Source organism: Flavobacterium sp. UMI-01 (assembly GCF_019656315.1).
GTDB lineage: Bacteria > Bacteroidota > Bacteroidia > Flavobacteriales > Flavobacteriaceae > Flavobacterium.
In genome coordinates, this window is the sequence record NZ_BPLU01000003.1 from 203,570 (window position 1) to 222,834 (window position 19,265).

Sequence of the window (19,265 nt, forward strand, 5' to 3'; positions counted from 1 at the left end):
GAAATTTAATAAGTAACACAAAAGCCTCGAGAAATCGAGGCTTTTTTTTTATGGTATCACTAGTAATAACTGTGATTTATTCAATTTGCATTCCACCTCGCCCTAAGAGGTTTTTAGAATCGCCTATTTCTTTCCATGTTTGAGTAGTAGAAAGGGATGTTTTAGCAGTAATGCCAGTGATTTTACTGATGGCGGTTTTAAGCAAAGGTTCACTTGGGTCGCCTAGAACACCATAGGTACTTACGGATTCCTTTAAAGTGAAAGTGGGTTTTAGACCAGATTGATAATCGCCAAAACCATTTTTATTTACAGTATAAGCTACAATAGGTTGTATGGCATATTTGTGATTAGGATTTTTGTTTTTCGAACTAAAATCAGGAGAATCATAAAGGGTTACGGAGGCTTGATTTTTTCCAACCGTTGTGTCTCCTATTTGAACCACTTCAATATAAGGAGCAAGACCATTTATGATTAATTCACTTGCCGAAGCTGTTCCGCTTGTGGTAAGTATGTACACTTTGGTAAGGTTGAGACTACTGATAGGGGTTGTTCCTATTTTGTCTGGAAATAAATAATCCACATTGTATTTGCTACTCTTTTGATTGTAAGTAAGTTTTGAAAATACTTGTCCAGTAAATTGCCCCGTAATCATGCTTGCTAATCGAGTAGCTGAACCCACAGAACCACCAGGATTGTATCTTAAATCCAACACTAAATCGGTTACACCTTGTACTTTTAAGTATTCAAATGCCGTATTCAAAGCGGTGTCATACGAGGAATAAAATCCATTATACATAAGATATCCAATTTTTCGTGCTCCAGATGTAATGACCTTGTTTATTAAAATAGGATTTTCATTGAGTGTGGTTTTGATAAATTCTAATGATTTGCCATTAGGTACAATAGTACTATTGGTAAAATCAGCAAAATTAAGTGTGTAAACTTCATTAGAACCAAACAGTAATGAACGATAATTGTTTAATGTTAGCGTTGTACCATTAACCCCGTAAAAAATTTCACCTCTTTTGATGTTTTTGCCTGAGGCATTAGAGTTTGGAACGATGTAGTTTACAATACCCACTACTTTATTGGTATCATTAGGATCTAAACTAAGCTTGAATTCGATACCATTGCTTTTGGTAGTACCTTGAAAACTTTGTTCTAAAACAGTATAATCGTTAACCATCCAGCTAAATTTATCTCTGCTTTCATCGAGCTTTAAGGTGTTAAATAAACTTTCGGGCGTGAAATTCCTTAAGTAATCCTCGTATTGGGTATAATTAGGAAATCTATTGTCATCTAAATCAGGTACTTCTGCTTGCCATAGGTAGTAAGCGTTCATTCCTTTCCAAATAAAATCATTAATTTGCAATTCATTATTCAAGGGAGTATCATCATTGTCTTCACAACTTTGTAAGCCTAGAAAGGAAATGGCAATCAGAATTAGGTATCGTAATTTAGTTTTCATAAAATAAAGAATATAACGTAATTAACGTAAAAGTACTATCTTTAGTTTTATTTTTTTGTACTTTTTGTAGAATTAATTTTATACGCGTAGATGATGAGGAGTTTAAAAAAGATAATTTTGACTGTAATGATTGGGTTCTTCCTTATGGGGTGTCAAAAAAAGAAAAATGAGGACAGTTTAGGTACCTTGAATAGTCCTGAGAAAGCATTCCAGGAAACCCAAAAAGCTTTAGCACTTATTTCGCTTCAGCTAAATCATGGCATGAAAAGTGTAAGGTATCTACAAGAAGACGAAATGACCACGGCTCAAATATTTATTAAATACTAATACAAAACTTAAAAATGAAAAAAGTTATAGCTGTTGCTACATTGTTTATATTGTTTTCAATTCCTGTTTTTTCTCAAAATCTTCTTGATAAATTCAATGATAAAGATGAGGTTACTGCTGTAGTGGTTAATAAAAAAATGTTTGAGTTGATGAGTAAGGTCAAAGTAGATGCTAATGACAAAGAAACGCAACAATACATGAACTTAATAAAAAAATTGGATAACTTAAAAGTTTACACTACAACCAATGCTAAAGTAGCCAATGATATGAAGCAGACTGCGGATAAATACATCAAAACGGTGGGCTTGGAAGAATTGATGAAGGTCAATGAGGGTGGAAAAAACATTCGCATTGTTGTGAAATCAGGAGCACCTAATGCGCAAATTAAAGAGATGCTGATGTTTATTGATGGAAATAATCGGGATGAAGAAACGGTTTTGATGTCACTTACGGGGAGTTTTTATTTGAACGAAATTGCAGTTTTGACAGATAAAATGAAAATTCCTGGCAGAGAAGAATTCAAGAAGGCAACCAAATAGTAAGTAAATCAAGTTGTTTAAGGGTAGATTTATTTTAAAAAGAATTTAGTGTTTGCTATCACATGAATGAAAGGTAGTAAAATCGCAATTTATTTTTTATTCACCTTTGAATCCTAGGTAAATTAAAATCGATAGAGCAGAGGTGATTTCCTATTTTCAAACTTCGTACCTTTGCACCTTAGAAATTTGGAAGAAATGATTAAAATTGGAAAATACAATGCGCTAAAGATTTTGCGTGATACTAAGGTTGGTTTGTTTTTAGGAGATCCTGAAAAAGATCCAGAAGGAGTTCATGATGTGCTTTTGCCTAATAAATATGTCCCTAAAGTTTTTGAAATAGGAGAAGAGTTGGTGGTCTTTGTATATTTAGATCATGAGCAACGTCCTGTTGCGACTACTTTGGAACCTTATATCCTATTGAATGAGTTTGCACTTTTACGTGTGAATTATATCAATCAAGTAGGTGCTTTTATGGATTGGGGAATGGAAAAAGACATCTTGGTCCCATTCAAAGAACAGGCCAGACCTATGGAAAAAGGCAAACGATACTTAGTTTACCTTTATATGGATGAAAAAACCAATCGTTTGGTAGCCTCGAGTAAAACAAATCAGTTTTTGAGTAATGAGAATTTGACAGTTGAAAAAGGGGAAGAAGTCGATTTGATTGTATCGCATATTACTGAAATTGGAATCAATGTCATCATAAATGAACAGCACAAAGGGTTATTGTATAAAGATGAGGTATATGATGATGCTATCCGTACTGGTGATCGTATGAGGGGGTATATTAAAAACATACGCCCTGATAATAAAATTGATGTTTCGCTGCAAATCCAAGGGTACGAAAATGTGGAACCCAATGCTGAAAAAATATTAAATGAGTTGCGAGCAAGCCGTGGTTTTTTGCGTTTAAATGATAGTTCGCACCCAGAAGATATAAAAACGGTGTTGAAGATGAGTAAAAAAACTTTTAAAAAAGCAATCGGTGCTTTGTATAAAGAAAAGTTGATTGAAATAAAAGAGGACGGAATTTACTTGATTGAATCCTAGTCATGAGTATCTGAAAAAAAGAAAGACTAATCCAAATTGGGTTAGTCTTTCTCTTTTATAGCCCCTCTTATTTTGGAAGTGCTATAATATGTTCTACAATTGAAACACTTGGTTTCCCTTACTTGCCTTTCTTTATCTTTTTTTGACTTCTAAATTTATTCCAGTACACTTTCACGGCATGTCCGTTGGTTGGGATGTTTTCTTTGGATTGTACCTTTTCATTTTAGTGATTTTTCATCAGGTATAGTAATCCAACTGGTAACCATTGGTGTTACTTGTTGCTACATGTAATAAAAATTAGCGTCTCCCTCTTGGGCTCTTCTCCTCGGATTATTAAATTTAGTACCGTATAAAAAAGAGTGATAAAGCCTGTTGTGTTTTTCAATAATCTTTTTTTAGGTTAATAATTCAGTGAAGTAATCCATAGTAGTTTTGCATTGTAAATATTTGACCAATGCTGTAACTAACTGAGTCTAAATTAATAAAAAAATGCATTCCATTGTATAAAAAAGTTCATTTTTTAATGAATTTTAACAAAATTAAATGATTAACGGGAGAAGGATTACTTGTGGATTTTAATTTCCTGTGGTGGTTTCTTAATTTAAGTTTTGAAATTAGTAATTTGAGCTTTTGTTTTGGTTTTCTATAGAATTCTATTGTGTAGAATGGAAAAAAATGGTTTATTTTTACGCAGTAAATATTAAAACTGAATAAGAATGAATTGGATTACTGCCAAAGAATACGAAGATATCACTTATAAAAAATGCAATGGTGTAGCAAGAATAGCTTTTAACCGACCTGATGTAAGAAACGCTTTTCGTCCCAAAACGACTTCCGAACTTTTAGATGCTTTTCATGATGCACAAGAAGATACTTCGATTGGGGTAGTTTTACTTTCGGCAGAAGGGCCTAGTTCTAAGGACGGTATCTGGTCATTTTGTAGCGGTGGAGATCAAAAAGCTCGTGGGCATCAAGGGTATGTAGGGGAGGATGGCTACCATCGACTAAATATTCTAGATGTACAAAGACTCATTCGTTTTATGCCTAAAGCAGTTATTGCCGTAGTTCCCGGTTGGGCAGTAGGAGGAGGACATAGTTTGCATGTAGTATGTGATATGACTTTGGCAAGTAAGGAACACGCTATTTTTAAACAAACAGATGCAGATGTGACTAGTTTTGATGGAGGTTATGGTTCGGCTTATTTGGCTAAAATGGTAGGACAAAAGAAAGCTAGGGAAATATTCTTCTTAGGGCGAAATTACTCCGCTCAAGAAGCTTTTGAGATGGGAATGGTCAATGCGGTAGTGCCACATGACGAGCTTGAAGCTACAGCTTATGAGTGGGCGCAGGAAATCTTGGCAAAATCGCCAACTTCTATTAAGATGCTTAAATTTGCTATGAATTTAACTGATGATGGAATGGTAGGTCAACAGGTTTTTGCAGGTGAAGCGACCCGATTGGCCTATATGACAGAAGAGGCTAAAGAAGGTAGAAATGCCTTTTTAGAAAAAAGAAAACCGAACTTCGAAAAGAAGTGGTTGCCCTAAAAGGGTTTAAAAGTTTAATGTTGTTCAAATTAAACTTTTAAACTTTTTAAACTTTAAACAAAAATAGAAGAATGAAACACTGGATAGAAGCCGCAAGATTGCGCACTTTACCTTTATCAGTATCAGGAATAATAGTAGGGAGTATGTATGCCTTAGCCCATCCAACCTCTGAAATTTTGACACCTACCGAGGTGTTCAATTGGAGATTGTTTGGTTTTGCGATACTGACTACTTTAGGATTGCAAATACTTTCAAATTTTGCGAATGATTATGGTGATGGTGTTAAAGGAACGGATAATGAGGATAGAATAGGGCCTAAACGTGCCATCCAAAGTGGTGTTATCTCGGCTCCAGCAATGAAAAGAGCTATTGTGATTACGTCGATTTTGACTTTATTGTCAGCAATATTGTTGATATATTATGCCTTTGGCAAAACAAATATCGTCTATTCCTTGTTTTTCTTGGTGTTGGGTATTTTGGCAATTGTGTCTGCTATTCGCTATACTGTTGGAAATACAGCTTACGGATACAGAGGATATGGTGATGTATTTGTTTTTGTGTTCTTTGGTTTGGTAAGTACGTTGGGAGTAAATTTTTTATATTCTAAAGAGTTAGATGCTATTTTGTATTTACCAGCAATAGCTATTGGATTACTTAGTGTTGGGGTGTTAAACCTTAACAATATGCGTGATGAGGAGTCGGATAAAAAATCCAATAAAAACACCATCGTAGTCAAAATTGGCGGAGAAAAAGCGAAAAAATACCATTACTTTTTGATTGTTTCAGCTATGGTTTTGGTGTTGGTTTTTGCAATTTTAAGTCAATTCCAATTTGACCAATATCTATTTTTACTAGCATACATTCCTTTAATCAAACATTTAAGTGTGGTTGCCAATACAAAGAATCCCAAAGATTTAGATCCCGAATTAAAGCGAGTTGCCTTAAGTACTTTTGCTTTAGCTGTCCTATTGTCGCTTTGTATGATTTTCTTTTTTTCGGACATATTAGTGAATCTTTTTCTTGGGGGCAGATAATTGAAAAGTAGGACATACATTTTGAATCATTGACGAATAAATGGCATACCTCTTTAAGTTCAACTGTAAAATTTATAAATCATGAAAATAACATATTATGGACATGCCTCATTAGGCATTCAAGTAGGCGATATAAACATTATTGTTGACCCCTATATTTCTGCAAATCCTGCAGCCGAGCATATTGATATCAACACGCTTGATGCTGATTATATTTTGTTAACTCATGCGCATGGTGACCATGTTTTGGATGTAGAGGCAATTGCGGAGCTTACGAACGCAGTTATTGTTTCTAATGCAGAAATTGCGGGTTATTATGCTGCGAAAGGTTTTACATCTCATCCTATGAACCACGGAGGAAGTTGGGATTTTGAATTTGGAAAAGTAAAATACGTTAATGCCGTGCATTCCAGTTCCTTTCCTGATGGTACTTATGGGGGGAATCCGGGAGGTTTTGTTATCGAGGGAGAGCACAAAAATATTTACATTGCTGGAGATACTGCTTTGACAATGGATATGAAGCTAATTCCAATGAGAACCAAACTGGATTTGGCCATTTTGCCTATCGGAGACAACTTTACCATGGATGTGCAGGACGCTATAATTGCTTCGGACTTTGTGCAGTGTGATAAAGTTTTGGGCTATCATTACGACACCTTTGGGTATATCGAAATCAATAAGAAAGAAGCCATTCAAAAGTTTTTTGAAAAAGACAAAGATTTGATGCTATTGTCCATTGGTGAAAGTATCGAATTATAATTTTTAGGAGCTATTTCCAGCTATTCGTTGCAATCTTTTGTGAAGGCTGAAAAACGCCTTCCCAAAAGGATTTCCACTTCTATCTGGGCTAGGGCAGTTCGTAATTAATTTCATATCAGTGAAAAAAATATTTTTATTGCTACTAAGTAGCTTTTGTTTTCAAACGATTCAGGCACAAAAAGATGGATATTGGGATCGGGAACGAGCCATGACCAAAGAAATTTCGGTTGCTGCCCGTGATAGAATCGTTATCAAATCTGATGATTTTCCTGTGGGAACTACGGAGTTGATTTTTCGTATTACCTTACTTGATAACAATCAACAAATGGCAGGAAGCTTGGTTTCGGTACTAAAAGCGATTCCAGACCCTACAGGAATCAGTCAAGGTTCAGCCGGAGCAGTTTTCTTGATGTCAAAAATTTCAGGGGATGACAAGTGTAAATACGCCGTTTTTACCAGTCAAGAAGCGTCTTTAGAGTACCAAAAAACTGGAAAAACGCTAGAAGCGTGTTTGGTTCAGGATGTACCGTTGAGTAAAGATGCTAAACGACTTTCGATTGATAATTCGCCATGTTTGAAAAACAACAAAGGCAATCTTTGGTTTGGTTTTGAGAGTGCCAATTGGATTATGAAACAAAAGATAGTCCTTGAAATAGTGCCTTGGGTGGATGCTAAATTGAGCCGTGGTTGGTCAGTTGAAAATCGAAAATATATTATTAACCAATGCAAAACTTCGGCTTTAGCACAAAAAATGACTAATTCAGATGATTTTTGTGTTTGTGTGGAAGAAAAAATCCAAAAGCAATATCGTTTTGATGAATTTCAAAAATTACTTACCATCGAACAAGCTAAGGTGTACAAGGATTATGGAAATAGTTGTTATGGTGAAAGTAATGTTTCGAAGACTATTTATACTGATTTGCGCACCAAGGCATTAGCGGCAATGCAAAAACAGCAATATGGTGTTGCTATCACGGCCTTGACTACAATTGTAAATGACGGACAAGCAACCGCTATAGATGATGCTAATTTGGGGTATTGCTATATCGCTACAAAACAATATGGAAAGGCTTTAAAAATACTTGAAACGGGTGAAAAACGAGATGCGACGGAGTTGTTGGTCAAACTTCATTTGGCTCACGCTTTGTTGCTCAATGGGGATTATGCTAAAGCAAAAAAAATACATAAAGAATTCCGAACACAAAATGTGACGGACAGCTTGAGTTGGGCGCAAAAAACAAAATCCGATTTTCAAACCTTTTTAAAAGCAGGAATTCAGTCCAGCGATTTTGAAAGAATTTTGAAAATACTGGAATAGTTTTTTGAAAAAAATGCTGTTTAAAATCCTCAATCCCAAATCCTCAATCTTATAATAAAAAATGAAAGCTTCATATCACCAATACATTCTTGACTTCAAACGACCCTCTGGAACCTCTAGAGGTGTAATGACGCAAAAAGAAACCTGGTTTATTATTCTGGAACAAGAGGGGAAAAGAGGGATAGGAGAATGCGGTATTTTGCGTGGTTTGAGTGCTGATGATCGTCCCGATTATGAATCCAAATTGCAGTGGACTTGCGAGCATATTCATTTAGGAAAAGATAAACTTTGGAACGCTTTGTTAGAATACCCTTCGATACAATTTGGGATCGAAATGGCGTTTCTGTCTTTGGCTAGTGAGCATCCGTTTGAGTTGTTTCCATCGGCCTTTACAAGAGGTGGAAAATCGATACCTATTAATGGGTTGATTTGGATGGGGGACGAGCAATACATGAAGCAACAAATCGAGGAGAAATTAGCGCAGGGATTTAGTTGTGTTAAACTCAAAATAGGAGCCATTGATTTTGATAAAGAACTGCACTTATTGCGCTTTATTCGGGAACATTTTACCTCAAAACAAGTTGAAATCAGGGTAGATGCTAACGGTGCTTTTGCTTATAACGATTGTTTAGATAAGTTAAATCAATTAACTGTTTTTGAGTTGCATAGTATAGAACAGCCTATTCAAAAAAACAACCCTGACAAGATGGCAGAATTGTGTAAATCGACTCCTTTTCCTATTGCTTTGGATGAAGAATTGATTGGAGTGTATGCTATCGAAGAGAAAGAACTATTATTGCAGAAAATTAAGCCACAATACATCATTTTGAAACCAAGTTTTGTGGGTGGTTTCAAAGGAACTATGGAGTGGATTATGTTGGCTGAAAAATACCAAATTGGTTGGTGGATAACCTCGGCTTTAGAAAGCAACATCGGACTCAATGCAATTGCACAATGGACGTATTTATTGGATAATTCTATGCCTCAAGGTTTGGGCACGGGTGCTCTTTATACGAATAATTTTAATTGTCCGCTGACGGTTTCAGAAGGAAAGTTGTGGTATAAAAATAATCTGAAATGGGAATTTGATTTTAATGAATTTCTTAAAAGCTAAGGCTTTTAATTTCTGCTTTTAAAACCCAAATCCAGTAGTTCAAATTAACTCTTAAATCCTTATTTTTGCATAAATTGATTTTTTTATGCAACAATACATTTCTCAACTCAACGAAGCGCAACAATTACCTGTTTTACAAAAGGAAGGGCCAATGATTATCATCGCGGGTGCTGGTTCTGGCAAAACCCGTGTATTAACCATTCGAATTGCTTATTTGATGAGTCAAGGAATTGATGCTTTTAATATTTTATCCCTGACATTTACTAATAAAGCGGCGCGTGAAATGAAAGAGCGTATCGCTTCTATTGTGGGAGCGAGTGAGGCCAAAAACCTTTGGATGGGAACTTTTCACTCTATTTTTGCCCGAATTCTTCGTTCGGAAGCGGATAAATTAGGGTATCCTTCTAATTTTACCATTTATGATTCTCAAGATTCCTTGCGTTGTATTTCGGGGATTATCAAAGAGATGCAATTGGACAAGGATATCTATAAACCAAAACAGATTTTGAGTCGAATCTCGAGTTTTAAGAATAGTTTAATAACAGTGAAGGCTTATTACAATGATCCTGATTTACAAGAAGCCGATGCTATGGCTAAAAAACCCAGAATGGGAGAGATTTACAGGAATTATGTGGACCGTTGCTTTAAGTCAGGAGCAATGGATTTTGACGATTTGTTATTAAAGACTAATGAGTTATTGACCCGTTTTCCAGAGGTTTTGGCCAAGTATCAAAATCGTTTCCGTTACATCATGGTGGATGAGTACCAAGATACGAATCATTCCCAGTATTTGATTGTAAGAGCGTTGTCGGATAAATTCCAAAATATATGTGTAGTAGGAGATGATGCCCAGAGTATTTATGCTTTCCGAGGTGCCAACATTAACAATATCTTGAATTTCCAAAAAGATTATCAAGGGGTGCAAACGTATCGTTTGGAACAAAACTACCGTTCGACTAGAAATATCGTTGAAGCAGCCAATACCATTATTGACAAAAACAAGGTTAAATTAGATAAAGTAGTTTGGACCGCCAATGATTTTGGACCCAAAATAAAAATTCATCGCAGCATGACAGATGCGGAAGAAGGACGTTTTGTAGCTAGTACCATTTTCGAGCAAAAAATGCAAAACCAACTTCCCAATGGCGCTTTTGCCATACTATACCGAACCAATGCGCAATCTCGTGCCATGGAGGATGCTTTGCGTAAAAGAGATATTCCGTACCGCATCTATGGAGGATTGTCTTTTTATCAAAGAAAAGAAATCAAGGATGTGTTGTGTTATTTGCGATTAGTTGTGAATCCAAAAGACGAAGAAGCTTTGGTGCGTGTGATTAATTATCCAGCGAGAGGAATTGGCGATACAACCGTTGAAAAACTGACAGTAGCAGCCAATCATTACAAGCGTTCGATTTTTGAAATCATGCAAAATATTGACAAAATCGACTTGAAGTTAAATGCTGGAACCAAACAAAAATTGAAAGATTTTGTATTAATGATTCGAAGTTTTCAAGTAATTAATGAAAGCCAAGATGCCTTTTACTTGACGGATCATGTGGCTAAAAAATCGGGTTTGGTTCAGGAACTCAAAAAAGATGCAACGCCTGAAGGAATGTTGCGCATTCAAAATATAGAAGAATTACTCAATGGTATTAAAGACTTCACCGAAGGCCAAAAAGAAATTGATGGTGCCAGAGGTTCGCTAGAAGAGTTTTTAGAAGATGTAGCTTTAGCTACCGACCTCGATAATGATACCACTGACCAAGATAGGGTTGCCTTAATGACAATTCACTTAGCCAAAGGACTTGAGTTCCCTCATGTATTTGTGGTAGGGATGGAAGAGGATTTGTTTCCATCAGCCATGAGTATGAGCACTCGTAGCGAACTCGAAGAAGAGCGTCGATTGTTTTATGTTGCACTTACCCGCGCTGAACATCAAGCTTATTTAACCTATGCGCAATCTCGTTACCGCTGGGGAAAACTAACAGATTGTGAGCCTTCACGTTTTATTGAAGAGATTGACAGTCAATTTTTAGAATATCTTACTCCTCCTGAAACGAATTACCGTTACCAGTCTATGATTGACAAAGATATTTTTGATGATGTGGATAAGTCTAAATTTAGATTGTCTAAACCTAAGAACGGTACGCCTCCAGTAAGTGCTTCGTCAAACGAAACTAAAACGGATTTGAATATCAGAAAACTTAAACCGGTTTCAAACGGAAATACACCTTCTAAAGCAAATTTGTTTGATAACCAATTAACCATTGGGAATATGGTCATGCACGAACGTTTTGGCAAAGGACAGGTGTTGAATCTCGAAGGTGTAGGAGCAGATAAAAAAGCCGAAATTAAGTTTGAGGTAGGGGGGATCAAAAAACTATTGTTGCGTTTTGCTAAACTAAATATCATTGGTTAACTGTTCTTTGGGAGTTTTGAGGACAAAGTTTCAAGATAAATGAGTAACTTTAATCGTTAAACACCTTACAAAAAAGAAAACCAATAGAAATGGCTTACAACGAACTTTTGTCTTTACGTATTCAGCAACAACTTCAGGAACAACAAATGAATTTTGTTGAGAAAAAAATGTTTGGTGGAATCGCTTTTATGATTGCCGACAAAATGTGTATAGGTGTCATGAAAGAGCTCATTATGTTACGTGTTATGGACGAATACTATGATGGTTTGCTCCGCGAGAATCACGTAAGACCAATGACCTTTACTGGTAAAAGGTTAAAGAATTTTTTGTATATCGAATCCGAAGCATTTGCTACCGAAAAACAATTAGCACGATGGGTCGTGCTAGCAATTGATTTTGGTAAAAGAGGTGTAGTGAAATCCAAAAAGAAGAAATAGAAAAACACAACTAGAAATAGAACAAAAATATGGCCGAATTTATAAGAATTTACGAAGATAAACCAAGTGAAGCTGCCATAGCCAAAGTGGTTAAGGTTTTGAAAGCAGGCGGTTTGGTGATTTATCCAACCGATACGGTATATGGTTTAGGTTGTGATATCACTAATAGCAGAGCGCTAGAGAAAATCGCTCGTATCAAAGGAGTGAAATTAGAAAAAGCTAATTTTTCCTTTATTTGTCATGATTTGAGTAACCTTTCTGATTATGTGCGTCAAATTGATACGGCAACTTTTAAAATTTTAAAGCGTGCTTTACCAGGTCCATATACCTTTATTTTGCCAGGAAATAATAACCTACCTAAAGAATTCAAGAAGAAAATCACCGTAGGAATACGTGTCCCTGAAAATAATATTGTACTTGAGATTGTACGTCAATTAGGCAATCCTATCGTAACAACCTCTATTCGTGATGAAGATGATGTGGTAGAATACACCACTGATCCCGAATTGATATTTGAAAAATGGCAAAATCTGGTCGATATGGTTATCGATGGGGGATACGGAGACAATGTAGCCTCTACCATCATCGATTTATCTGGTCACGAACCCCTAGTAGTCAGAGAGGGGAAAGGAAGTTTAGATATTTTGTAGTGCTATACCCAAAAGGATTTTGTTAATAATGGGTTGAATTTTAAAACTGATTTTTTTTGTATGATGATGTCGAAATCATTTTTCCTGCTTTGATATATGCCGCTGAAAGACCACAAAACAAAAGTAAAAGCAAGCCACAATTAATGCCTACTTTAGTTAAACCTAAATTGTTGACATCCACAAATGGATAGGGATAAAAGCCTGAATAATTTCCTCTAACTAAAATGTAAACCAAATAGACAACGGGATATAGCAACCAATTGAGTATTTGTCTATACCTAACCGCTGATTTATTTTCGTGCCAATACCAATATAGGACGACGACTAAAGGGTTTACAGTGTGAAGTAATTCATCTACTACCATTTGAAGTCCTTGTGGATGCCATTGTTGCCGTAATACAAATTGATAAACAAGTCCCACGATAGTGATATACATAACAATAGCGGTTAAGGTTCCTGGCTGATTTAGCAAAGTCATGAAGCCATTTTTGGATTTAGAAAGGAAAAAAGTAAAATAACTAGCAGCAAATGAATTAGTCAAAATAGTAAAATAACTAAAGAACCGTACAGTCATTTCACCAATACCAGTAGCCCTATTTTCGAGCATTAAATAATATTGAGCTAAAACAGCAAACCAAACTAGAACAGCAAAAGTTAGTGAAGTAATTTTTTTCATTTTAATATGTGTTTTTAATTTTTAGGACTTGATGCTCTTATTCATTATTCCGTTTTCAGTCAACATTGGTATTTATTTTCTGCTTAACACAAATCAGATTAAAACGATAAATCTACTAAATTCCAGCTAGCTCTAAATGGCGGTTGGTGGATATTTTTTTAGGTTTCGTTTTCGGGAAATATTTTTTCTTTCAAATTTATAAAATATGATAAAGTTAAAATTATGACCCAAATTGCAGTTTGTCTATGTATTATTTGATATTTATAATTTATGAAATAAAATGAAGAACAATAGAGCAGGCAAATAAAAGAATCAATTTTCATTACTTGTTTCTCTGAATATCTGAAAGGAAAAGGAAAAGCCTGATTCGATTAGGAGTTGACCAAGACCACGCTTATGCATTTAGTCGCACTCGTAAAGGCGGTTGGGCAATTGCCCAGAGTCCTATTTTAGGCTCGACCATTACTTTGAAACGGCTAAGGCAAAAAGGCTATCAATCCTTGACAGATGTTTATATCGAATTGAAACCATCATTTGGAGTTTATCCCGAAATAATTTCGAGAAACCGCCGAGTCTAGCCTGTCCCGATTCGAGGGATGACCCGCTTGGCCTGTCCTGAGCGAAGCCGAAGGGATCGGTGGTGTGAGAGGCGCACTCCGTTAGTTTCTAGCGGAGCCGTCTACTCGATTAGGCGTTTGTGCTTATTTTCTGTTTTAATTCGTCCATCGTTAAAAAAAATCCGTCAAATTGTTTATGTAGCATTCTATGACAGTTTGCACATACTAAACCTAAATCGTCCAAAGTTGTTTCAGTTACACCCGATTGTGAAATTGGCGTTTTATGATGACATTCAATAAATTCAACACCGAACTTATTAATAAATGAAAACTCGCAAATTTCACATTCTAATGTTTGTCTTTGTATAGCTTGTTGTTTTTTTGCTCTAATAATATTTCTATCTCGTTCTCTTGCATAGTGTGTTACTAATCGCAATTTACCTTCTGTAACTGATATTGAATTGTCTGTGTTGTCAATTTCTGTTTCTAAATTTTCAGTAAAAGTTGGCGATGTTTTAAAGTCTGTCCTGAAATAAGGTGTGAATTTATTCCAAATGTCTTGTAGTAAAATGTCGTAATTGTCAATGTTTGAAATATTCGCAATTTCACAAGCATTTCCTTGACTTATACCTTGAAAGTTTACTTTGTCCCACAATGTTGATGAAACAGGAATTGCATTTATTACATCTGTTTTGGCTATTAATTTCACTTTTCTTCCGTACTTGAAATTCTCTCTATCTTCTTCAAGTCTAATGTTGTCAACTGGGGAAACTAAATGAGTAAAAACTTTTTGTCCATTTATATTTTGGTGGATTGCAATAATTTCTCCAATTTTTGGGCTTAAAACATTTCCTTTATGATGTGTCGGAAAGTGCAAAGTAAACTCTTCACTTGTCAAGTCCATATAGGCTTGTCCTGTGTCAGAGTTGGTTACATTTTTTGCCCAAATAATGTCAAATGGTGTATAAGGTCTATTCATTTATTTTGTCTGGATGTTTTTTTGTGTAGGGTTTCGTAGCATAACGCCTAACGTTCTCGCGCTACAAGCAGTTTGGGGTTAAATTAAGACCTATTTTCGGATTTGCCAAATCATCCAAATACAAAACCAACTTCAAATTAAGCCTATTGCCCAAATTGCTTGTAGCGTGTGTTAGGCGACGTGTTAATCATATAGCCAAATATTTATTTTATCTGACGGAATTGGATGTCCAATTTGCTTTAGAAGTATTTTAAATGTTTCTTGGATTTCTATTTCATCATCAATAGAAAGCATTAAACGTAATAATATCCAAAATTCAACTTGATTAGCGTCTAAATAAAATTCTTTTACTGTTTCTTCTCCTTTTAATAGTTTTATTTTGAATTTTCTTTCAATAGAATCAAACTCAAAATTTATTTCAAACTTATCTTTATCATCAGTTATTTTAAATTCATACCACACCGAATTAAATTTCCCTGATACCGAGCGTATAAAAAGGTCAGCGACATCCAAAGCTTCTTTGACTTCTGCTGTGCTTGGTTTTTGATAAAAATGTTCTAATTTATTTCTTAATGTTCTGAATTTTGAAATTATTAAGCTAGGTGCAAGGTTTAAAGCATTTATTATTTGGAGTTTAATAGGTATGTCAGCTTCAAATTCAAAATATTTGAGAAAATTTTTTACTATTGGATTAAAATTGTCTGAAGAATTTACTAATATTTCAAATGTTTCATCAATTTGGCAATCGATTGCTCGCTTTGAGTTTGTTAAGCTATTTATATAACCACGGTCATTATTTTCTTTTAAATCTTCTTTTGCAAATCTTAAAAAATCTTTTGGTGAAATGTCAAATTGTTGTTTTTCAAAATTAGTTCCAATTTCTCTTGAGATATATAATTCGGTCAAATCTAGTTTGGAATAAGTAAAAATTTCTAATATTAATAAACTCATAGTGTTGTCATTTTTTGGCTCATGTCGCCTAACGTTTTGCAGCTACACGATGTGGCTGACTTGATTAATAATTAATGTTTTTTGGAAATTTAATTCCATTTTATTTTCTGCCGAAGAACTGAATTCAGCCATATTGTGTAACTGCTGTTATATGATGGCTTTTTGCGCTTCTGTTATTTTTCCGCCATAATTTATAAAATTTTTTCTTACGTTTGTCAAAACTACTTTTCAATATGACAAAAGATAAAGACATTTTAGAAAACTTTTCGTTTTTATATAAAATTCTAGATTACCTTATACACAATTGTAAAGCATACTTTTGTAGCTTTGATAAACTATATGAGCATTTTTATGATAGAGATTTAGAAACTGATAATAAGTTTAACGCCTTAAACTACTATACGGCAATTTCAGAGTCTAAAAGCAATAATATTGAAGATGTGTTTTTAAACTTTTCCGTTTCTGATAATACGCAGGCACAAGGTGAAAAATTGGTTGAGGCTTGCTATTATTTAATGAAGCAAAACTACATTAGAATAGATGTACATTTCAACATTAAAATCACTTTTGAGGGTATTTTAAAATGTTCTGAAGGTTTTCTCAAGGAATACGAAAAATATTCAAACGATAAAAACCGTTTGTTAAACGTTGAGAATTTTCAACGTAAGACGACTCGTTGGATGTTGTGGATAAATGGTGCGATTGCTGTCGGCACTGTTGTTGCAATGATTTACTACATTCTTGAAATTCTTTCTGTTCACTTCTGCAAGTGCGGATAGTTACAATAGTAAAAATAATAAAACCTACCAACAGTAGTATTATAACTCCTAAAGCTATCATTCTTGCGATTTCCATTTTCATATATTTTTCTCGCTTCTACTTTAGCCCTCTTTTTTTGGATAAGCTATCATATAACTCGTTTATAGAAGCCATAAAACAGCTCCAATCCACCCAATTCAGGATGGCCTTGTGCCATAATGATAGCTTTTATGTGTTAATACAAACTTAGTGATTTTACCTACATAATACTAATCAAATAAAAAAAAACGACCAAGAATCACTTCTCAGTCGTTAATATGTTATAATTTGAATAATTGATTAGCCCAAAAAAGCTTTCAACTCTTCGTAAGTCTTAATCTTAGTGCTTACTTTTTCTTCGTGCATTACTGCTTCAATTTGAGCAGGAATAGGAAGGGTAATGTTCAAAGCAGGTTCAACCACATCTAAGAATTTGATAGGATGAGCGGTTTCTAAAAAGATTCCAAGAGCATCTTCGTGCAATGCCAATTCTTTTTTCAGTCCCAGATAGCCTACGGCGCCGTGTGGCTCTGCTATATAGCCATCGGTTTTGTAAATGGAAATCATGGCTTCGGTAGTTTCGGCATCTGTAAAGCTATAAGAAGTAAAATCTTTTTTGAATTGCGCTAAATCGTTGTTGTACATTTCCTGAATACGAATAAAATTACTCGGGTTTCCTACGTCCATTGCGTTTGAAATGGTCGCAATCGAAGCTTTAGGATTGTATTTTCCATCAACTAAAAATCTTGGAACCGTATCATTCACATTAGTAGAGGCCACAAAATGATGAATAGGCAAGCCCATTTTTTTGGCAATAATACCCGCGCAGATGTTTCCGAAATTCCCGCTAGGGCATGAGAAAATTAATTTTTTGTTTTGGTTTTTCAATGCTTTGTAAGCAAAGAAAAAGTAAAACATTTGTGGTAACCAGCGTGCAATATTAATTGAGTTGGCCGAGGTCAATCCTTTGTGTTTTAAGCTTTCGTCCAAAAAGGCTTTTTTGACCATGTCTTGACAATCGTCAAAAACACCTTCTACTTCAAGTGCTTTGATGTTTTGTCCTAAGGTCGTCAGTTGTTTTTCCTGAATATCGCTTACTTTTCCCGATGGGTATAAAATAACGACTTCAACACCATTTACGCCCAAGAAACCACTAGCTACGGCACCTCCCGTATCTCCAGAAGTCGCTACTAATACCGTGTTTTTATTGTCTTTTTTGTCGCGGTTGAAATATCCCAAACAACGTGACATAAAACGTGCACCTACATCTTTGAATGCCATCGTTGGGCCGTGAAACAATTCCAAAGAGTAAATTCCGTTTTCAACAGGAACTACTGGGAAATCGAAGCATAAGGTTTCAACGATGATTTCTTTTAATTTGGCTTCTGGAATTTCGTCCCCTACAAATTGCTGGATAGCTTGAAAAGCAATTTCTTCATTGCTTAGATTTTCGATAGTGTCAAAAAAAGCTTGTGGAAGTGGCGTAATGCTTTCAGGAAAATACAATCCTTTATCAGCCGCTAATCCTTGAATTACTGCTTCTTGAAAAGAAACGTTAGGTGCGTTATGGTTTAAACTGTAATACTTCATTTTTTTATTTAGGATTTTTTTATTTAGGATTTAGGATTTTTTATTTGGATTCGTTTAATCCAAATTCCCAAATCCAAATTCCTTAATCTTTTTAACTTTTAACTTCTAACCTTAAATCACTCTCATCCCTTCGTCATTTACTTTACACACATGGATTTCGTAAGGTAAATTGATGCTGTCGTAAACAGCACACATGCCTTGGGCAATTTTTTCAGCGGTTGCTGCTCCTCTGCTCAAAGCAAAAATAGAAGGGCCAGAACCTGAGATGCCAGAGCCTAAAGCTCCATTTTCATAAGCCGATTGTTTGATGGCGTCGAATCCTGGGATTAATACGCTACGCAAAGGCTCCACAATTTCGTCATGCAACGAACGGCCAATTAAATCGTAGTCCTGAGTGTATAAACCAGCGATTAAGCCTCCTACATTACCCCATTGTGTGATGGCACTCTTTAGGGAAACGGTTTGTTTTAGAACGGAACGAGCGTCAGATGTTTTCAATTCGATTTGGGGATGGATAACGGTGGCGTACAATTCGTTTGGACTGTCGATTTTGATGATATCCAAAGGATTCGAACTTCGTACTAAGGTAAAACCTCCCAAAAGGGCAGGAGCTACGTTATCAGCATGGGCATTCCCAGAAGCTAATTTTTCCCCTTGCATGGCAAATTTTACCAATTCCTTTCGGGTAAATGGTCTTCCGAGTAATTCATTGGCACCAAAGACAGCACCGGCTGAACTGGCAGCACTACTCCCAATACCACTTCCTGCTTTGATGTGTTTGTATATTTCGATTTCAAAACCAAACTCCGTTTCAACTTCGGCCAACATGGCTAGTAAGGCAACTCCAGCAACGTTGTTTTCGGTTTCAAGAGGGAGATTTGCTCCTTCGATTTTAGTGATGCGAACACCTTTGTCTTTTGTTTTTCGAATAACCATTTCGTCACCTACATTGTCTAAACACAAACCTAGCACGTCAAATCCGCAAGAAAGGTTGGCAATAGTGGCAGGACAAAATACTTTTACTTCATTCATTTTTATAAGTTTCAGAGTTT

Annotated in this window: 18 protein-coding genes and 1 pseudogene; 13 read left to right on the forward strand and 6 right to left on the reverse strand. The window is 35.4% G+C overall.

Annotated features, from left to right (window positions below; all coding sequences use genetic code 11):
* Window positions 1-76 precede the first annotated feature (76 nt).
* Entirely contained in the window at window positions 77-1,468 is a 1,392-nt protein-coding gene (locus tag K5R64_RS02030) for a S41 family peptidase (protein ID WP_220760325.1), read from the reverse strand.
* Between the two features lie 117 nt (window positions 1,469-1,585).
* On the opposite strand from K5R64_RS02030, the gene K5R64_RS02035 reads away from it, so the two are divergent.
* The 11 genes from K5R64_RS02035 (at window position 1,586) to K5R64_RS02085 (ending at window position 12,662) form a co-directional block, all read left to right on the forward strand.
* The gene (locus K5R64_RS02035) at window positions 1,586-1,795 is read left to right on the forward strand and encodes a hypothetical protein (RefSeq protein WP_220760327.1); all 210 of its coding nucleotides are present in this window, start codon (window positions 1,586-1,588) and stop codon (window positions 1,793-1,795) included.
* Between the two features lie 14 nt (window positions 1,796-1,809).
* Window positions 1,810-2,334, forward strand: coding sequence for a DUF4252 domain-containing protein (locus tag K5R64_RS02040; protein ID WP_220760329.1), 525 nt, complete (start codon window positions 1,810-1,812; stop codon window positions 2,332-2,334).
* Between the two features lie 195 nt (window positions 2,335-2,529).
* The gene (locus K5R64_RS02045) at window positions 2,530-3,384 is read left to right on the forward strand and encodes a S1 RNA-binding domain-containing protein (protein ID WP_220760331.1); all 855 of its coding nucleotides are present in this window, start codon (window positions 2,530-2,532) and stop codon (window positions 3,382-3,384) included.
* Window positions 3,385-4,100: 716 nt separating this feature from the next.
* The gene (locus K5R64_RS02050) at window positions 4,101-4,931 is read left to right on the forward strand and encodes a 1,4-dihydroxy-2-naphthoyl-CoA synthase (protein WP_220760333.1); all 831 of its coding nucleotides are present in this window, start codon (window positions 4,101-4,103) and stop codon (window positions 4,929-4,931) included.
* Between the two features lie 71 nt (window positions 4,932-5,002).
* On the forward strand, window positions 5,003-5,965 hold the full coding sequence (gene menA, locus K5R64_RS02055; protein ID WP_220760335.1) for a 1,4-dihydroxy-2-naphthoate octaprenyltransferase: 963 nt from the start codon (window positions 5,003-5,005) through the stop codon (window positions 5,963-5,965).
* 81 nt (window positions 5,966-6,046) lie between these two features.
* A complete protein-coding gene (locus K5R64_RS02060; protein WP_220760337.1) occupies window positions 6,047-6,724 on the forward strand; it encodes a metal-dependent hydrolase in 678 nt (225 codons plus the stop codon).
* Window positions 6,725-6,842: 118 nt separating this feature from the next.
* Complete coding sequence (locus tag K5R64_RS02065; protein WP_308443148.1) at window positions 6,843-8,042, forward strand: hypothetical protein; 1,200 nt, start codon at window positions 6,843-6,845, stop codon at window positions 8,040-8,042.
* A gap of 61 nt (window positions 8,043-8,103) precedes the next feature.
* Entirely contained in the window at window positions 8,104-9,156 is a 1,053-nt protein-coding gene (locus tag K5R64_RS02070; protein ID WP_220760339.1) for an o-succinylbenzoate synthase, read from the forward strand.
* An 85-nt stretch (window positions 9,157-9,241) separates the two neighbouring features.
* Window positions 9,242-11,575 (forward strand): ATP-dependent helicase, encoded by a 2,334-nt coding sequence (locus tag K5R64_RS02075; RefSeq protein ID WP_220760341.1) that lies wholly within the window; start codon window positions 9,242-9,244, stop codon window positions 11,573-11,575.
* A gap of 89 nt (window positions 11,576-11,664) precedes the next feature.
* Complete coding sequence (locus tag K5R64_RS02080) at window positions 11,665-12,012, forward strand: TfoX/Sxy family protein (RefSeq protein ID WP_220760343.1); 348 nt, start codon at window positions 11,665-11,667, stop codon at window positions 12,010-12,012.
* A gap of 29 nt (window positions 12,013-12,041) precedes the next feature.
* Window positions 12,042-12,662, forward strand: a complete 621-nt coding sequence (locus K5R64_RS02085; protein ID WP_220760345.1) for an L-threonylcarbamoyladenylate synthase — start codon at window positions 12,042-12,044, stop codon at window positions 12,660-12,662.
* A 40-nt stretch (window positions 12,663-12,702) separates the two neighbouring features.
* Here K5R64_RS02085 and K5R64_RS02090 read toward each other — a convergent pair whose 3' ends face one another.
* Window positions 12,703-13,338 carry a Pr6Pr family membrane protein gene (locus K5R64_RS02090; protein ID WP_220760347.1) on the reverse strand — a complete coding sequence of 212 codons (636 nt, stop codon included), beginning with the start codon at window positions 13,336-13,338 and terminating at the stop codon, window positions 12,703-12,705.
* 344 nt (window positions 13,339-13,682) lie between these two features.
* On the opposite strand from K5R64_RS02090, the pseudogene K5R64_RS17110 reads away from it, so the two are divergent.
* Window positions 13,683-13,916, forward strand: a pseudogene (locus K5R64_RS17110) (hypothetical protein); the annotation flags it as partial.
* A 109-nt stretch (window positions 13,917-14,025) separates the two neighbouring features.
* Here the strand turns inward: K5R64_RS17110 and K5R64_RS02095 are convergent.
* Window positions 14,026-14,874 carry an HNH endonuclease gene (locus K5R64_RS02095; RefSeq protein ID WP_220760350.1) on the reverse strand — a complete coding sequence of 283 codons (849 nt, stop codon included), beginning with the start codon at window positions 14,872-14,874 and terminating at the stop codon, window positions 14,026-14,028.
* Between the two features lie 183 nt (window positions 14,875-15,057).
* A complete protein-coding gene (locus K5R64_RS02100; protein WP_220760352.1) occupies window positions 15,058-15,825 on the reverse strand; it encodes a hypothetical protein in 768 nt (255 codons plus the stop codon).
* Between the two features lie 233 nt (window positions 15,826-16,058).
* On the opposite strand from K5R64_RS02100, the gene K5R64_RS02105 reads away from it, so the two are divergent.
* Entirely contained in the window at window positions 16,059-16,604 is a 546-nt protein-coding gene (locus tag K5R64_RS02105) for a hypothetical protein (protein ID WP_220760354.1), read from the forward strand.
* A gap of 319 nt (window positions 16,605-16,923) precedes the next feature.
* Here the strand turns inward: K5R64_RS02105 and thrC are convergent, their stop codons facing one another.
* Both thrC and K5R64_RS02115 read right to left on the reverse strand, forming a co-directional pair.
* Entirely contained in the window at window positions 16,924-18,213 is a 1,290-nt protein-coding gene (thrC, locus tag K5R64_RS02110) for a threonine synthase (RefSeq protein WP_220760356.1), read from the reverse strand.
* A gap of 111 nt (window positions 18,214-18,324) precedes the next feature.
* Window positions 18,325-19,245 carry a homoserine kinase gene (locus tag K5R64_RS02115; protein ID WP_220760359.1) on the reverse strand — a complete coding sequence of 307 codons (921 nt, stop codon included), beginning with the start codon at window positions 19,243-19,245 and terminating at the stop codon, window positions 18,325-18,327.
* Window positions 19,246-19,265: the final 20 nt, after the last annotated feature.

What these genes read in the sequence shown, in the direction of transcription:
- K5R64_RS02030 (WP_220760325.1), bottom strand. Translation starts at nt 1,468, where the DNA reads ATGAAAACTAAATTACGATACCTAATTCTGATTGCCATTTCCTTTCTA.
- K5R64_RS02040 (WP_220760329.1), top strand. Translation starts at nt 1,810, where the DNA reads ATGAAAAAAGTTATAGCTGTTGCTACATTGTTTATATTGTTTTCAATT.
- K5R64_RS02045 (WP_220760331.1), top strand. Translation starts at nt 2,530, where the DNA reads ATGATTAAAATTGGAAAATACAATGCGCTAAAGATTTTGCGTGATACT.
- K5R64_RS02050 (WP_220760333.1), top strand. Translation starts at nt 4,101, where the DNA reads ATGAATTGGATTACTGCCAAAGAATACGAAGATATCACTTATAAAAAA.
- menA (WP_220760335.1), top strand. Translation starts at nt 5,003, where the DNA reads ATGAAACACTGGATAGAAGCCGCAAGATTGCGCACTTTACCTTTATCA.
- K5R64_RS02060 (WP_220760337.1), top strand. Translation starts at nt 6,047, where the DNA reads ATGAAAATAACATATTATGGACATGCCTCATTAGGCATTCAAGTAGGC.
- K5R64_RS02070 (WP_220760339.1), top strand. Translation starts at nt 8,104, where the DNA reads ATGAAAGCTTCATATCACCAATACATTCTTGACTTCAAACGACCCTCT.
- K5R64_RS02075 (WP_220760341.1), top strand. Translation starts at nt 9,242, where the DNA reads ATGCAACAATACATTTCTCAACTCAACGAAGCGCAACAATTACCTGTT.
- K5R64_RS02080 (WP_220760343.1), top strand. Translation starts at nt 11,665, where the DNA reads ATGGCTTACAACGAACTTTTGTCTTTACGTATTCAGCAACAACTTCAG.
- K5R64_RS02085 (WP_220760345.1), top strand. Translation starts at nt 12,042, where the DNA reads ATGGCCGAATTTATAAGAATTTACGAAGATAAACCAAGTGAAGCTGCC.
- K5R64_RS02090 (WP_220760347.1), bottom strand. Translation starts at nt 13,338, where the DNA reads ATGAAAAAAATTACTTCACTAACTTTTGCTGTTCTAGTTTGGTTTGCT.
- K5R64_RS02095 (WP_220760350.1), bottom strand. Translation starts at nt 14,874, where the DNA reads ATGAATAGACCTTATACACCATTTGACATTATTTGGGCAAAAAATGTA.
- K5R64_RS02100 (WP_220760352.1), bottom strand. Translation starts at nt 15,825, where the DNA reads ATGAGTTTATTAATATTAGAAATTTTTACTTATTCCAAACTAGATTTG.
- K5R64_RS02105 (WP_220760354.1), top strand. Translation starts at nt 16,059, where the DNA reads ATGACAAAAGATAAAGACATTTTAGAAAACTTTTCGTTTTTATATAAA.
- thrC (WP_220760356.1), bottom strand. Translation starts at nt 18,213, where the DNA reads ATGAAGTATTACAGTTTAAACCATAACGCACCTAACGTTTCTTTTCAA.
- K5R64_RS02115 (WP_220760359.1), bottom strand. Translation starts at nt 19,245, where the DNA reads ATGAATGAAGTAAAAGTATTTTGTCCTGCCACTATTGCCAACCTTTCT.